The sequence below is a fragment of the Roseobacter sp. genome (genome assembly GCF_039970775.1).
Lineage (GTDB): Bacteria > Pseudomonadota > Alphaproteobacteria > Rhodobacterales > Rhodobacteraceae > Roseobacter.
Window position 1 is genome coordinate 1 of the sequence record NZ_JBDVLG010000017.1, and the last position, 15,496, is coordinate 15,496.

Genomic DNA, 15,496 nt, shown 5'->3' on the forward strand with positions numbered 1-15,496 from the left:
TGCTTGCGCCTAAGCCCACTGGTTAGCGCGATCCGCACCGCATCCTGGCGGAATTCGTCCGTCCGTTTCAGTCCCATAGTAAATCTCCTTTGGTGCAGTAAATGCTATCAAAAGAGCGGTATCAAACCGCGACAGGTCCAATTATCCACGACTACAACAACGTCCGACCGCACTCATCACTGGAGAACCAAATACCCGTTGAAGCGCCCTCCCACAGTTTGCTTTGCAAACCACTTCCGGCAAGGGTCTTGCGCTTGAACAATTTGAGGGTTCCGCGCCCGACGCGCTTGTCCAAACCGACGACGAAGACTATGAACTCCAAAACCGCAGATTCCCCTTATGAATGAGGGAACCTCGGACGGCGCGTCATCAGGAAATCTGTCGAAGAAACCCACGGACGTGCCACTGAAAGCGCGCAAGAAGCACGCGTGAACGTATGGCTGAGTGGTTGCGTCGGCCGCACTTTCGGCTACGGTAAAGTCTTTAGTGCTCTATCTCTGAGGCCCTTTTTTCATAGGCGACAATAGCTGCTTTGTCATCTGTCTCGATTAAACGCGCCGGCAGGGCATCGCCTCACTTATCACCGCCGTAGGCGCTACTCAAAGGCGTTTGTGAACTGCACTGATTCTCCTCACAAACGCCGTTAGATCACGGACCCGCTTGACCATCAGGGCTCTGATATGTCCGCGATAGGAGCCCCAAACCGGCATGATGGCGCCGCGGTATTGGTCACAGGTGGTTTGTGGGGATGGCTGTCGTGAATTTCAACTCTTCCATGGCGATCATCGAATTGACCTGACTGAACTCCAATCGGCGGATCATGGTCTTATAAACCGCGTCGTAGGATAGCATGTCTGGCACCACGACCTTGAGGATGTAGTCGACTGTACCGGTCAGCCTGTAGGCCTCAATTATTTCGGGGATTTCGTCGATCAGCGCGCGAAACTGGTCGAGCCAGTCGATACCATGGCGTGTGGTGCTGACACCGATAAACACCGTCAGGGGCACGTTCACGCGGTCCTGATCGACCAAGGCCACGCGCTTTTTGATGACGCCGGCCTCTTCCATGCGTTTGATCCGGCGCCAGCAGGGGTTGGTCGACAGGCCAACAGTCTTGGAGATCACCTGCATGGGGGTGTCGCTGTCGTGCTGCAAGATCTCAAGGATCCGGCGGTCGGTTGCGTCAAATGTGATGCTCTCGATCGGCTTGGTGCCGGTTTTGCGGGGGCGTTGGTCTGTCATGTCGGGATGAACTCCATCAAAACGCCGGCGGCGTGTTCGGGGCTTATGGCAAGGCCCGCGGGTGTGGCGGTGGCGGTGATTTCTGCGCGGGTCAGACAGGCGGCCACAGCGCTGAGGTCGTGCACCTTGATCCGCAATGCGGTGAATGCGCCGCGGGTGGTGCCGGATAGATCTATCCCTGCGTAATATGCGCCAAGGTGATCTGCGTCTGCCAGCACCAAAGGCGCAGAACGCACGCCAGTGTGCACGGTGTAGGTGCCGTCTTGCGCGGTGACAGACCCATCGGCCCACAGCCGTGCAAACCCAGCCGCATCAGTGGCCGGGTCATCGGACAGGGCAACAACCGCACCCAACCCGGCGGCGGTGTTTTCATGCGATAGCAAATCGGGCACCCATACGGTTTCGGGGGTGTCATGCGCGCACATGAACACGATCCCCCGTGGGGTGTCATCGGGGGTGAACGCCACAGTGGAAAACGCAGCGACCCCGGTGCTGCCGTCGGACAAATCGACGGGCCGCGAGAAACTGCCCAGCCCTTGGGTTGCGATGCCCATCGCGCCCAATGCAGCAGCCGCATCTGGCGCGGATGCGATCCGGCAGGCGATGGCATGCAACCCCTGTTTCATAGTCTGCAATGTGGCACGGCGGGCAGCGTTGGCTGCGGTGGGCACCAAAACGCCCAGCAATTCGAAATAGTCGTCCGGGAACATAATGGTGTGGTTGGCGGTCCCTTTGGATGCAGAATGCAGGCCGCGCGGTGACACGGTGAACCCCAGCGCGCGATATTGCGCGGCGGCACTGTCGAGATCATCGACCAGCGCAAAACAATGATCAATACCTTTAACAGGATGCTGCATAGAGTGTTCCTTTGATAAGCGGTGGCATCTGTGGGGCAAAGACGGCGGGTTTTGTACCGGACTGTGATGGCGGTACGAGCCATTGGACGCGTGCGGTTTGGTGCCCTAGTTCGGCAAAACCGCGTGCCGCCGCACCGATTCCCCGTACGTTACCTGTGACACACGCCAACCTGCGCATACATTTTCCTTTGCGAAATGCCCATTTTTCAAATCGTAACACTAAATATTGATGGTATTGTAGATAATTTTCTCGTTTATGTGATAAAAAATGGAATTTCATGTTGACCAAGCGCAACGAACAACCGCACCTTAGAGACGGACTGGCAGGTGCGACACCGGCTGCGACAGGCTGGCCCAACACTTCAACCGGGAGACAACAACAATGAAAACCACATTAAAACAGGCGGGGTTGATGATTGCCGCTGCGGGGGCGTTTGGGGCCACTGCGGTGTCCGTCAGCGCCCAAGATGAGATCCAGCGCGGCGGAACCGCCATCGTGCACATGATTTCAGAACAGCGCACCCTGAACCCCGCGCTGCGGGCATCCACCGGGGTTTATAACATTTCGGGCAAGATCATGGAGCCCCTGATCGACAAAAGCTATGACGGCTATGAACCGGTGTTGGCCACCGATTGGTCCGGGTCTGCGGATGGCAGCCAGATCACAGTTACCCTGCGCGAGGGTGTGAATTGGCATGATGGCATGCCGTTTACCTGTGACGATGTGGCGTTTTCTGCGATGGAACTGTGGAAGGCCTACCTGAACTATTCATCCGCGCTTCAGGCCAATCTGGAAAGCGTTGAGTGTACGGATGCGCATACGGCTGTGTTTAACTATTCCAAACCGATGCCTTTGGGTCTGTTTGTCGCGGCGATGCCCGACCTCGGCCACCCGGTGCCCAAGCACCTGTATGAGGGTACTGATATCCTCAAGAACAAACACAACACGGCGCCAGTGGGCACGGGGCCCTTCAAGTTCGCGGAATATGAGCGCGGGCAATACGTGATGGCCGTCAAGAACGACGACTATTGGCGCGAGGGGTTCCCTTATCTGGACAGGGTTGTGTGGCGGTTCATCAAGGATAAATCGGCAGCGGCGGCCGCACTTGAGGCGGGCGAAATCCACGAATCCGGTTTTATCGGTGTATCGATGGCCGACGTCGAACGTCTGAGCCAAGACGACCGGTTTGATGTGGGCACCCAAGGGTACGAAAATAACGTCGCCCATTCGACCGTGGAATTCAACCACCGCAACCCGATCATGGCGGATCTGAAGGTCCGGCAGGCGATGTATCATGGGCTTGATATCGACTATGCGATTGATACCATCATGCGCGGGTTCGCCAAGCCCGGCCGCGGCCCGGTTCCGACGGCGGGTGGGGTCAACTACACCGATGACGTGCCCACCTATGCCTATGATCCCGAGCTGGCCAAACAGATGTTGGACGCGGCGGGCTACCCCGTCAAAGACGACGGGACCCGGTTTAAACTGCGGCACCGTCCGGCGCCATGGGGCGAATATACCCAACTTTGGGCGCTGTATTTCGCACAGGCGATGAAGGAGATCGATATTGATGTCGAGATCCTGACCAATGACGCACCGGGGTTCCTGACGGGCGTGTACCGCGACCATGATTTTGATACCGCCAATGGCTGGCACCAGTTCCGGTCAGACCCGGCTGTGTCGACGATGGTTTGGTTGCGTTCGGGTCAGCCCAACGGCACGCCGTGGACCAACCAATTTGGCTGGCAAAGCGATGAGATCGACCAGATGATCGACGATGCCGCATCCGAGCTTGATGTCGACGCCCGTGCGCAGATGTACCACACGCTGCAAACCCGCGCGATGGCCGAGCTGCCGGTGATATTCGCGATCGAACATCCGTTTATCTCGATCACGTCAAAGAAGCTGCGAAACCACCACAACACACCACGTTGGAATTCCTCCAGCTGGTATGACCTGTGGCTCGAACAGTAATCTAACGTTTCGGCGGGCGCGGACCCTTCGCGCCCGCCAATGTACAGATCCCGAAGGATCCGCGACCTATGGCACTGACTTTCCCCCCGATTGTGATCTACGCGCTGCGCCGGCTGTTACAGGCCGTGCCGGTGGTGGTGTTGATCATGGTCGCCACGTTTTTGCTGCTCAAACTGGCGCCGGGTGACACCGTCGATGCGTTGGTGGGTGACATGGGCGGGGCCGACGCCGCCTTTATCGAACGTTTGCGCATAGAATATGGCCTGGACCAGCCAGTTTTGGTGCAGCTGTGGCGCTATATGGTAAAACTGGCGTCCTTCGATTTTGGCTGGTCGTTCGTTTATGAACAGCCCGTTGCCGAGGTCCTGATGGACCGGCTGGGCACCACATTGCTGTTGATGGCCACATCGCTGAGCATCGCTTTTTGTCTGGGGATCGTGCTGGGGGCCATCGCCGCACGGCGGGCCTATTCGCTTACCGATAACCTGATATCGGTGCTGGGGCTGGTGTTTTATGCGACCCCATCCTTTTTCTTGTCACTGATGTTGATGTTGATCTTTTCGGTGCATCTTGGGTGGTTGCCGGTGGGGGGTATCAAAACGATCGCGGCCTTTCACACCGGCTGGGACCACGTCTGGGACCTGGCGCGGCATTTGGTGATGCCCACTGCGGCGCTGTCGCTGATCTATCTGGCGTTCTACCTGCGCCTGATGCGGGCCGCCGTGATCGAAGTCGCCGACCTTGATTATGTCCGCACCGCACGGGCCAAAGGCGCGCGCGAGACGCGGCTGATGGTGCACCACATTATGCGCAACGCTTTGTTGCCGGTGGTGACGTTGCTGGGCCTACAATTCTCGACCGTGTTGGGTGGGTCTATTGTGGTTGAAACCATCTTTACCCTGCCGGGGTTGGGGCAGCTTGCCTATCAATCCGTCGTGCAACGCGACATGAACACCTTGATGGGCATTATATTCCTATGCTCGATCATTGTTGTCGTGGTGAATTTCCTGACTGACCTGCTTTATGCACGTCTCGATAGCCGGATCGAATTGCTATGACCCTGTCTGATACACATATCGCACCGCCAGAACCGCCCCGTTATGTGGTGTTTTGGCGTCGCTACCGGCGCAACCGCGCTGCCGTTTTGGGGTTGGTGCTGTTTGCCATTGTAGTGATCATGGCGCTCACGGCCGGGTGGGTGGACCCCGACGACCCGTTGCGCCGGGCCGGGACGCCATTGACCCCACCGTTCACCGATTGGCAGACGCCACTGGGCACAGACCAATTGGGGCGCGATGTGCTGTCGGGGGTGTTTTACGGCGCGCGCATATCGTTGATGATCGGGGTGGTCGCTACGCTGGTCGCGATCAGCATTGGCGTGGTGATCGGTGCCGTTGCTGGGTATTTCGGCGGGTGGATCGATGACGTCCTGATGCGTATTACCGAAGCGTTCCAGACCATCCCTAATTTTGTGTTGCTGCTGGCGTTGGTGGCGATCATGGGCTCCAAGATCGAGTGGATCACCGTCGCCATTGGCATCGTCAGCTGGACAGCACCGGCGCGTATGGTGCGTGCCGAATTCATGTCGCTCAGACAGCGCGAATTTGTGGATGCGGCACGCAATCTGGGGGTGTCCAACCGCGCGATTATCTTTCGTGAAATCTTGCCCAATGCGATGCCGCCCATTGTGGTTTATGCCTCGGTGATCATGGCCTTGGCGATCCTGATGGAAAGCGCATTGGCCTTTTTGGCGCTCGGCGATCCCAATTACGCAAGCTGGGGCAATATGATCGGGCAGGGGCGGGCCGTGTTGCGCACGGCGCCGTCCTGCGCCGTCATCCCCGGCATTGCGATTATCCTGACCGTTTTGTCGTTTTCGCTGTTGGGCGAGGGGCTGAATGACGCGTTAAACCCAAGGCAGAAAAAGTCATGACACACCCTGATCCGGTTCTTGAACTGCGCGATTTGCAAATATCGCTTCCCAAAGGGGCGGACCGCCCGCTGGCCCTCGCGGGTTTGGATCTGACCGTAGCCCCCGGCGAGATCGTCTGCCTTGTGGGCGAAAGCGGGTCGGGCAAGTCGCTGTGTGCGGGGGCGGTCATGGGGCTGTTGCCGGAACCACATGTGCGGGTCACTGGCGGTACGATCCGGTTCATGGGGCAAGAGCTGCGCGGCGCCTCCGAAAGCACGATGCGCAAGCTGCGCGGCGTCGGCGTTGCGATGATTTTCCAAGAACCAATGACCGCGCTGAACCCGCAAAAAACAGTGGGTTGGCAACTGGATGAAGTGTTTCGTCTGCACACCAACCTGTCGCGTTCGGGCCGCAAAGCCCGCGCGCTCGAGATGTTGGAACGTGTGCATATCCCTGACCCAGCGTCGGCCTACCATGCCTACCCGCACCAGATTTCTGGGGGGCAACGGCAACGTGTGATGATCGCCATGGCGTTGGCGCTGTCGCCCAAATTGATTATCGCGGATGAGCCCACCACAGCGCTGGATGTGACCACGCAAATGCAGATCCTCAAGCTGATCCGCGAGTTGCAGCACCAAGAAGACGCGGGCATTTTGTTTATCACCCATGACTTTGGTGTCGTGGCCGAAATTGCGGATAAAGTCGCGGTGCTGTGCCGTGGTGAACTGGTCGAAAGTGGCAGCACAGACGCGGTGCTGAACCACCCGCAACACCCCTATACCCGCGCGCTGATCGCGGCCGTCCCATCGCTGACGCCGCCACCGTTCAAACCGGCCTCGACGGCGCCGGTTGTGTTGCGCGGGACGGGGCTGAAAAAGACCTTTGCCGCGCGCGGTGGGTTGCTGAGTGGCAAGCGCAACGCGGTCACGGCGGTCAAGGATCTGACGTTTCAGCTGCATCAGGGCGAAACGCTGGGTGTGGTCGGTGAAAGCGGGTCGGGCAAGACGACCGTATCGCGGATTGTGACGCGGTTGTTGGAATGCGACGCGGGCCGCGTGGACGTCGACGGCACAGATTTGCTGGCCTGTTCGCCCAAAGAACTACGTGCGATGCGCAAGAACATTCAGATGGTGTTTCAAGACCCGATGGCCTCGTTGAACCCGCGCAAACGCGTGATGGATCTGATTGCGCAGGGGCCGATTGTGCATGGCACAGACCCGGCATTGGCGCGCGAAAACGCCAAAAAACTGCTCGAACTGGTGGAACTGTCGCCAGCCGCCGCCAATCGGTTCCCGCATGAATTTTCGGGCGGTCAACGGCAACGCATCGGCATCGCGCGGGCGCTGGCGATGGAGCCCAAGATCATTGTCGCGGATGAACCTGTATCGGCGTTGGATGTGTCGGTGCAGGCGCAGGTGTTGAAACTACTGGCGCAGCTGCGCGACCGGCTGAACCTAGCGGTGCTGTTTGTCACCCATGACCTGCGGGTGGCGGCGCAGCTGTGCGACCGGATCATTGTCATGCAAACCGGCGAAATCGTCGAAACCGGCCCCACGTCCGAGGTCTTTGCCAACCCGCAACACCCCTACACGCAAAACCTTCTTGCGTCCATTCCGGGCCGCGATTGGACCCCACCACCGCTGCAAATTGATGCGGCTTGAGGACTAGATATGTTACTGGAATTCCAAGATATTCGTGGCGCCTTGATCGGAGAAGGGGCGGCTATTCCGGGCCCGTTTGGGCCGCGCGCGTTGATCTATGCCGACTATGTAGCCTCGGGGCGCGCGTTGGCCTTTATCGAAGACGCGATCCGCACGCATGTGCTGCCATATTACGGCAATACCCACACCGAAACGTCCTTTGTCGGGCGCCGCACCACCGAATTACGAGAGATGGCGCGCGAAGCTGTGCGCGCGGCGGTGGGGGCCGATGACGGTCATGCGGTGATCTTTGCCGGGGCCGGGGCGACAGGTGGCGTCGACAAATTGGTGCGCGCGTTGGCGGTGCAGGGGCTGGCGGATGGCGTTGTGTTTGTGGGCCCGTACGAGCACCATTCTAACGATCTACCTTGGCGTGAAAGCGGCGCGACCTTGGTGCGTATTCCGCTGAACGCGGCGGGGGCCATTTGTCTTGAAACCCTCAAGACCCAACTTGCGCATCACGCAGATGCCACGGTCAAGGTCGGTGCGTTTTCAGCGGCGTCCAATGTGACGGGGGTGCTTACGGATCTGCGCGGGATCGCGCAATTGATGCATGCGTATGGCGGCCTGTGTGTGGCCGATTTTGCCGCTGCCGCACCGTATATTCCGATCCGACTGGCCGAAACGCAACCGGGCGCGGGCGATAGGATAGATGCGGCTGTGTTGTCGCCACACAAATATGCGGGCGGGCCGGGGGCGTCGGGTGTTTTGGTCGTGGACCGTGGCGTGTTGGATATTGACCGCCCCACCGTGATTGGCGGCGGCACCGTCAGCTATGTCACCGAAGACAGCCATCGGTATATCCCGAACCCTGAAGACCGCGAAGAAGGTGGCACGCCTGCTATTGTCGACAACATACGTGCAGGTATGGTGATGCAGCTCAAGCGTGACATGGACGATGCCCGCGTGGAGGCCCGCGAAACCGTGCTAACGCGCCGCATGGAAGAGGCGTTGCGCGCGATTGATGGGGTTGAACTGCTAGGCCCCAGCAACGTGCCGCGTTTGGGTATCTTTTCGTTTAATCTGCGGGTTAAGGGCAAATTTCTGCACCATAACTATGTGGTGGCGTTGCTGAATGATCTCTTTGGGATACAGGCGCGGGGTGGGTGTTCCTGTGCGGGTCCGTATGGTCATAGCTTGCTTGGGATTGACGCACAAACCAGCGCGCGCCACGAGGCCGTCGTGCGGGCGGGGCATTCGGTGTTTCGCCCCGGTTGGGTGCGGTTTGGGGTGAATTGGTTTTTCGACGAAGACGACGTGGATAAGATCGCCCAAGCGATTGCGTTCATCGGTGTCTATGGGCTCGATCTGTTGCCGCTTTATGAATTGGACGCGGGGCACGGTGTTTGGCGCGCGACGCGCAGCTATCAGGCGGCGCGGCCCGCAAGCCTGTCTGACCTTTGGCACAACCGCACAGTTGCGGATGAAACAGCGCCCGATTTCGCGACCTGCCTGACAGAGGCACAACAATTGGCGCAGTCTGCGGCACGGCTCACACCCACGCCTTGCCCATCGTTATCGGCGGCAGAAGAAGACCTGCGTTGGTTCTGGTTACCTTCCGAAGTGGCGGCTGCCTGTGGGGGGCAACCGGGGTCATGAGCACGCAGTTTCCACCCTCTCTATGGGCGGAAACTGCGCCTGCGCGGCAGGCCACGGCACCGGTGTCTGGTGTGGTGGAAACCGACGTCGCGGTGATTGGCGCGGGGTTCACCGGCCTGTCTGCGGCCATCGAAACACGCCGCCGGGGTCATGCCGTCACGGTGATCGAGGCAAAAGCCGCAGGGTGGGGCGCGTCCGGGCGCAACAACGGCCAGGTTATCCCTGTTTTGACATCGGCAGAACCAGACGCTTGGGTCGCGCGCCACGGTGATGCGGGCCGCCGGATGGTTGATCTGATCGGCAATTCGGCGCAGGTGTTGTTTGATTTGGTCCGCAGCTACAACATGCAGGCCGAGGCCGAACAAGCCGGCTGGTTCCAACCTGCGCATAGTCCGGGGCGCGTTGCGCTGTCGCAAAAACGCGTCGCGGCGTGGCAGCGGTTTGGGTTCCCGGCGGAGTTGAAAACCGCCGCACAGGCCGCTGACCTTCTGGGCACCCAGTTTTGGCATGGCGGTATGTTCAACCCCACTGGGGGGCATATCAACCCGCTGGCGTTGGCCCGCGAAATGGCGCGGGTGGCCCAAGATCTGGGCGCGCAGATCTACGAAGACAGCCCGGTGCTATCTTATGATCGGGTCGGCAGCACATGGGTGATCAAGACACGCGGCGGCACGGTAAAAGCGCGCGCGCTGATCTTGGCGACAAACGCCTACACTGGTGAATTGACGCGGCACCTCGCTCGGCGCATCGCCCGATCTGTTGTGCCCGTGCTCAGCTGGCAAATGGCGACCCCGCCCATTGATGACGCGCTGCGCGCCCAGACCGTACCGGGCCGTCAGGCGGTGTCTGACACGCGCGGCGATCTTCGGTTTTTCCGGTATGACGCGCGCAACCGGCTGATCACGGGCGGCGCGGTGATGGGGTCGTATGACATGCAAAACCGGGTGCGCAAAAAGGCGGCCCGGACCCTCGCAGAGGCATTTCCCGCGCTTGGCGTGCCCCAGATGACGCATGTCTGGTCGGGGTATGTCGGCATGAACTGGGACCGGTTTCCCCGTGTGCACAAGATCGGCCCGGATGGCTGGGCGTGGGTGGCGTGCAACGGGCGCGGCGTGGCGCTTGGCACGTCGCTTGGGCGCGAATTGGCGCGCGCGGCGACAGGCCAACCAGAGGCAGAGCTTGCCCTGCCGATCAGTGACCCGCAGCCCTTTGTGGCGCATGGTCTCGTACAACGGGTCGCGCCGACGTATCTGGCGTGGTTAAAACGACAAGACAAAAAGGAGTACACCCCGTGACGCAGCCCCCAAAGGACGACACCCCAGCCAGCATGGAGATCAACGATATTCCGATCCTGTTGCGGCGGCGGATCGAGGCGATGTTGCTTAAGCATGTGTTGGATGTCATCACCGAACGATCTGGCCGCGAAGAGGCCGAAGCCGTGATCGGGACGACCTGTTCAAAATCCGCGATTGAACAGGGCCAGATGTTGGCGCAAGACCTTGGCCGCCCGCCCGATCTGACGGATTTCGCCGCGATCCAACCCAACTGGACCCGCGAAGACGCGCTGCGGATCGAACCGGTAGAGATGTCCGAGGAAAAGATGGATTTCAACGTCGTCAAATGCCGCTATGCGGAAATGTACCGGGACATGGGGCTGGGCGATATTGGGCATTTGTTGTCGTGTAACCGGGACGGTGATTTTTGCATCGGCTATAACCCAAACATCGAAATGACCCGCACACAGACGATCATGAAAGGCGCGAGCCATTGTGATTTTCGCTACCGTATGAAGAAGGACGTCTGAATGGCCGTTGAAAACTGGGTCGCCAAACTGGTTGATGATCTCACCGCGTTTCGCCGTGATCTGCACATGAACCCCGAACTTTTATATGACGTGCAGCGTACGGCGCAAAACGTGGCGGACGCGCTGCGTGCCGCTGGCGTTGATGAGGTGCACGAGGGCATCGGGCGCACAGGTGTGGTGGGCGTGATCCGGGGCCAAAGCACCGCGTCTGGTCGGATGATCGGGTTGCGGTCTGACATGGATGCCTTGCCGATTGAAGAAGAAACCGGCAAGCCGTGGGCCTCGCAGGTGCCGGGTAAAATGCACGCATGTGGGCACGACGGGCATACGGCGATGTTGCTGGGGGCCGCGCGGCATTTGGCCGACAGTCGGGCGTTTGACGGGACGGTGATCGTGATTTTCCAACCCGCCGAAGAGGGCGGTGCGGGCGCGCGCGCGATGATCCAAGACGGTCTGTTTCAACGCTGGCCCTGCGATGAAGTTTACGGCATGCACAACCGGCCCAACCTGCCTGTCGGGCAATTCACCATCAATTCTGGCCCAATCATGGGGTCGGTCGATGAGATCAAGATCACCATCACCGGCCGTGGCGGGCACGCGGCGCGCCCCGATCAGACGATCGACCCGCTGCCTGTGGCAGGTGCATTGTTGCAGGCCGTGCAGTCGATCACGTCGCGCAACTTGGATCCGATAGATGCCGCGGTGGTATCGTTGTGCACCATCGAAGCGGGCAATGCGTTTAACGTTATTCCGCAGGACGTTCGGATGACGGGCACGGTGCGCACCCTGAACGAAGATGCGCGCAATATGATCGAAGACCGGTTGACCGGGATGGTGTCGCACATCGCAGCGGCATTTGGTGGGACGGGTCAGTTAGAGTACATTCGCCACTACCCGGTTACCGTCAATCACGAGATCGAAACCGGCCTGGCGGCCAAAGCCGCACAAGAGGTCGCGGGCGTTGAAAACGTGCATCTGGATATGCCTCAGACCTTGGGTGGTGAGGATTTTTCGTTTATGCTCAACGAAGTGCCCGGTGCGATGATCAACGTCGGCAACGGCCCCTCTGCGGCGCTGCATCACCCGGAATATGATTTCAACGATGATGTCATCGCATGGGGCGGGTCATATTGGACGACCTTGGTGCGCCAACGCCTGCCTCTTTGAGGCGCACAGACCGGGCTGGCGCGAGCGGGGCACCCCCGATCTTGCCAGCCTCGGGACGGTTGGGTCAGGTGGCTTTGTAAACCCGGCCCTCAGCGATCAATTCGCCCGATTTTTTCAAAGCAGCCAGCGCGTTGGCCGTCGCTTGTTTTTCGGATTTTTCAGTGACGTTGAGCGCGGTGAAAATTTCCTTGCGCACCATGCCAGCGTCCGAGGCCGCAACCGCCTTGAGAACGAGATCGCGCATGCCGCCGCGCCGTGTCTTGGGGCCTTTTTTCGGGGCTGCAGCGGCCTTGGCTTTGGGCTTTGGGCCTTCGGCGAGGTGGTATTCAAACCCAAGGGTTTTCAGGTCAGCCACGGCTTTGGTTGCGCTGGCCATCGCTTCGGATTTTGCTTGGCTGAGCAGCTTTTGTTTTTGAGCTTCGAGTTGTTTGATTTCTTCGATCACGGACATGCAGTCCCCCTTTTTTTCCCTAGATGACGTGGCAATTAAGGCGATCTGCCTGAAATGACAATAAAAAGTGGTTAACGGTTTATGCGCAGGCCAAGATTATAACGCAATAGTTGCAAAGAGATCGCGTTATGGTTGTTTGAACCTTTCGCCGGGCGCGCAACTATCGTGCGGGCACCCGGTCTTGGTGGTGCCTGCGCGGGCTAAAGGGGATGATCGCCGATCGCATCCGGGGCCACAGACACTGCCTTGAGGATCGCATAGACAGGCGCGCCTGCCGCCAACCCAAGCGCCTGCGCGGACCGGCGCGTGATACGGGCCAGCAACACCGCATCGCCAAAGGCAAGCTGAACCAACACACCGGGCCCCGCCCCAAACCGCAGATCTTTGACCGTGACCTTCAACACATTCAACGCTGAAATAGCGTGGGGACGTTGGGTCGCGAGCATCACATCCTGCGCTTCGATCCAGACCCGCAGCGGGCTGCCGGGTGTTTGGGTGACGCGGGGCAATACCAATGGAACACCTTGCGATATCAACGTGCTAAGGCCGTCATCATGGTGCGCGTGCACGCGGGCCTCTAGCAATGCGCCCGCCGCGCGTGCGCCCAACGGGGTCACGGCAGGGTCGCTCAGGACATCGCGGGCTGCGCCTTGCCGCACCACGCGCCCTGCCTCCAGGGCGACGACGGTCGTGGCAATGCGCGCTACTTCGGCGGTGGCGTGGCTGACGTACAACATCGGCACCGCAAGGTCATCGCGCAGCCGTTCGAAATAGGGCAGGATGTCGGCTTTACGTTGTGCGTCCAAGGCGGCCAGCGGTTCGTCGGCTAAAATAATCTGCGGCCGTGACAGCAACGCCCGACCGATGGCCACGCGTTGCTTTTCCCCGCCCGAAAGCCCATCGGGGCGCCGCCCCAACAATGGCCCGATGCCCAACATTTCGACGATCTTGCCCATATCGGCAGGATGCGCGGATTTCGGCGCAAACCAACGGCCATAGGCCAGATTTTGCCGTACGGTCATATGTGGAAACAGCCGCGCGTCTTGGAAAATATACCCAACGCGGCGGGCGTGTGGGGGCAGGTTGGTCCCGGTTTGGGTGTCCAATAGCACGGTGTCGTCGCTGGAAATACGGCCCGCGTCCGGGCGCAGCAGCCCCGCCACCGCATTGATCAGCGTTGATTTTCCGGCCCCCGACCGACCAAACAGCACCGTCACCCCGGCGGGGGCGTCGAACGCGACGTCTAGGTCAAACCCGCGAAACCGGTGCTGCACAGAAACCGACAGCATCACGCGCCACGCACTTTATCTGCGGCCCGCCGTGCGACCCATTCCGACAGCAGCAGCGCGCTCATGGCGACGACGATAGAGACAATGACCAACCGCCATGCCGCCGTTTCGCCTCCCGGCACTTGCAAGAACGCGTAGATCGCTGATGGCACGGTTTGCGTTCGACCGGGGATGTTGGACACAAACGTGATGGTCGCGCCGAATTCGCCCATGGCCTTGGCAAACGCCAAGATCGCGCCCGCAATCACGCCCGGCAAGATCAGCGGCAGGGTGATGGTCGCAAACACCCATATCCGGGATGCGCCCAGCGTCGCGGCGGCCTGTTCCAGCTTGGGGTCGACCGCCTCGATGGACAACCGGATTGCGCGCACCATCAACGGAAACGCCATGACACCGGCCGCCAATGCCGCCCCCGTCCAGCGAAATGCCACGTCTAAGCCTATGCTGTGCAGCGCGCTGCCCACTGCGGTTTGCGGGCCAAAGCTGGCCAACAGCAAATACCCCGTCACGACCGGTGGCAAGATCAGCGGCAGATGCACCAGCCCGTTCAGCAGGTGTTTGCCGGGGAATTCTGCGCGGGCCAAGGCGTAGGCCACGCCCACCCCCAATGGCAGGCTGATCAACGTGGCCCAAAGCGACACCTTGAGCGACAGTGCGACGGCGCGCCATTCGTCTGGGCCCAACCAATCGGTCATGGGGTGTCGGCGGGGTGGCGAAACCCGTGGCGGTGCAGGGTGGCTTGGGTGGCGTTGGTCTGAAGGTGGTGCAGAAAGGCGCGTGCGGGCGGGGTGTCGTGGCCTGTCACGCGCGCGGCGGGGTAGGTGATGGCTGCGTGACTATTTGCAGGAAACTGGGCCAGCACCGTGACGCGTGGGTCTGCTTCGGCATCGGTGGCATAGACGACCCCAAAGGGCGCCGCACCCACTGCCACCAACGCAAGTGCTGCGCGCACATTGTCGGTTTGTGCCACCTGCGGGGCGATCTGCGCCCAGATGCCAAAGTGTTCAAACGCGTGTTTGCCGTAGATGCCGGCGGGGACGGCCTCGACCAAGGCCATCGCGATACGGTCTTGCCCCAACCGTTCCGCAAGCGCCGTGGCGGTGGGCGCCACGGGTGCGCCAGCGGCTCCGTGGCCGATGAGCACCATGCGATTGCCCGCAATGTTGATGCGGCTGTCGGCAACGATCGCGTTTTGCGCGGCCAACCAATCCATCCAGTCGGTGCTGGCGGAAATCACCACATCTGCCGGTGCCCCCTGCGCGATTTGCCGCGCCAAGACAGAGGTGCCTGCGTATGAAATAACCACCTCGTGGTCTGTGCTGGCAGAAAATGCAGCGGCGATATCGTCGAGCGCGGTGCGCAGGCTGGCAGCGGCGAATACCGTCACCGTGTCGGCCTGAGCGGTGGTCGCAACAAACGTCATGCCAATCACGACCCATCGGTACAGGCGGGTTGAAAAACGGTGGGTTTTGGCGGGCGATTTCATAGCCGCACATT

At 60.2% G+C, this 15,496-nt stretch carries 14 protein-coding genes; 8 read left to right on the top strand and 6 right to left on the bottom strand.

Going from position 1 to position 15,496, the window contains the following annotated elements; all coding sequences use genetic code 11:
• Positions 1-729 precede the first annotated feature (729 nt).
• Both ABJH13_RS03000 and ABJH13_RS03005 read right to left on the bottom strand, forming a co-directional pair.
• Complete coding sequence (locus tag ABJH13_RS03000) at positions 730-1,242, bottom strand: Lrp/AsnC family transcriptional regulator (protein WP_348404733.1); 513 nt, start codon at positions 1,240-1,242, stop codon at positions 730-732.
• On the bottom strand, positions 1,239-2,099 hold the full coding sequence (locus tag ABJH13_RS03005) for a VOC family protein (RefSeq protein ID WP_348404734.1): 861 nt from the start codon (positions 2,097-2,099) through the stop codon (positions 1,239-1,241). The genes ABJH13_RS03000 and ABJH13_RS03005 overlap by 4 nt, the downstream gene beginning before the upstream one ends.
• A 382-nt stretch (positions 2,100-2,481) precedes the next feature.
• Between ABJH13_RS03005 and ABJH13_RS03010 the strand changes: the two genes are divergently transcribed.
• The 8 genes from ABJH13_RS03010 to ABJH13_RS03045 all read left to right on the top strand — a co-directional run bounded on the left by ABJH13_RS03010 (position 2,482) and on the right by ABJH13_RS03045 (position 12,259).
• The gene (locus ABJH13_RS03010; protein ID WP_348404735.1) at positions 2,482-4,077 is read left to right on the top strand and encodes an ABC transporter substrate-binding protein; all 1,596 of its coding nucleotides are present in this window, start codon (positions 2,482-2,484) and stop codon (positions 4,075-4,077) included.
• 68 nt (positions 4,078-4,145) lie between these two features.
• Positions 4,146-5,135, top strand: a complete 990-nt coding sequence (locus tag ABJH13_RS03015) for an ABC transporter permease (protein WP_348404736.1) — start codon at positions 4,146-4,148, stop codon at positions 5,133-5,135.
• Complete coding sequence (locus ABJH13_RS03020) at positions 5,132-6,010, top strand: ABC transporter permease (protein ID WP_348404737.1); 879 nt, start codon at positions 5,132-5,134, stop codon at positions 6,008-6,010. Before ABJH13_RS03015 ends, ABJH13_RS03020 begins: the two co-directional genes overlap by 4 nt.
• Positions 6,007-7,650, top strand: a complete 1,644-nt coding sequence (locus ABJH13_RS03025) for an ABC transporter ATP-binding protein (protein WP_348404738.1) — start codon at positions 6,007-6,009, stop codon at positions 7,648-7,650. Before ABJH13_RS03020 ends, ABJH13_RS03025 begins: the two co-directional genes overlap by 4 nt.
• A 9-nt stretch (positions 7,651-7,659) precedes the next feature.
• Complete coding sequence (locus tag ABJH13_RS03030; protein ID WP_348404739.1) at positions 7,660-9,288, top strand: aminotransferase class V-fold PLP-dependent enzyme; 1,629 nt, start codon at positions 7,660-7,662, stop codon at positions 9,286-9,288.
• Positions 9,285-10,583: an FAD-binding oxidoreductase gene (locus ABJH13_RS03035; protein ID WP_348404740.1), complete on the top strand. Its 1,299-nt coding sequence runs from the start codon at positions 9,285-9,287 to the stop codon at positions 10,581-10,583. The genes ABJH13_RS03030 and ABJH13_RS03035 overlap by 4 nt, the downstream gene beginning before the upstream one ends.
• Positions 10,580-11,092: an L-2-amino-thiazoline-4-carboxylic acid hydrolase gene (locus tag ABJH13_RS03040; RefSeq protein WP_348404741.1), complete on the top strand. Its 513-nt coding sequence runs from the start codon at positions 10,580-10,582 to the stop codon at positions 11,090-11,092. Before ABJH13_RS03035 ends, ABJH13_RS03040 begins: the two co-directional genes overlap by 4 nt.
• Complete coding sequence (locus tag ABJH13_RS03045; protein ID WP_348404742.1) at positions 11,093-12,259, top strand: M20 aminoacylase family protein; 1,167 nt, start codon at positions 11,093-11,095, stop codon at positions 12,257-12,259.
• 64 nt (positions 12,260-12,323) lie between these two features.
• On the opposite strand, the gene ABJH13_RS03050 is transcribed toward ABJH13_RS03045, so the two are convergent.
• From ABJH13_RS03050 to modA, 4 genes are all read right to left on the bottom strand, one after another.
• Positions 12,324-12,710 (bottom strand): hypothetical protein, encoded by a 387-nt coding sequence (locus ABJH13_RS03050; protein WP_348404743.1) that lies wholly within the window; start codon positions 12,708-12,710, stop codon positions 12,324-12,326.
• 200 nt (positions 12,711-12,910) lie between these two features.
• Positions 12,911-13,999, bottom strand: coding sequence for a molybdenum ABC transporter ATP-binding protein (gene modC / locus ABJH13_RS03055; RefSeq protein ID WP_348404744.1), 1,089 nt, complete (start codon positions 13,997-13,999; stop codon positions 12,911-12,913).
• The gene (modB, locus tag ABJH13_RS03060) at positions 13,999-14,694 is read right to left on the bottom strand and encodes a molybdate ABC transporter permease subunit (RefSeq protein ID WP_348404745.1); all 696 of its coding nucleotides are present in this window, start codon (positions 14,692-14,694) and stop codon (positions 13,999-14,001) included. The genes modC and modB overlap by 1 nt, the downstream gene beginning before the upstream one ends.
• Positions 14,691-15,485 (bottom strand): molybdate ABC transporter substrate-binding protein, encoded by a 795-nt coding sequence (gene modA / locus ABJH13_RS03065; RefSeq protein WP_348404746.1) that lies wholly within the window; start codon positions 15,483-15,485, stop codon positions 14,691-14,693. The genes modB and modA overlap by 4 nt, the downstream gene beginning before the upstream one ends.
• Positions 15,486-15,496: the final 11 nt, after the last annotated feature.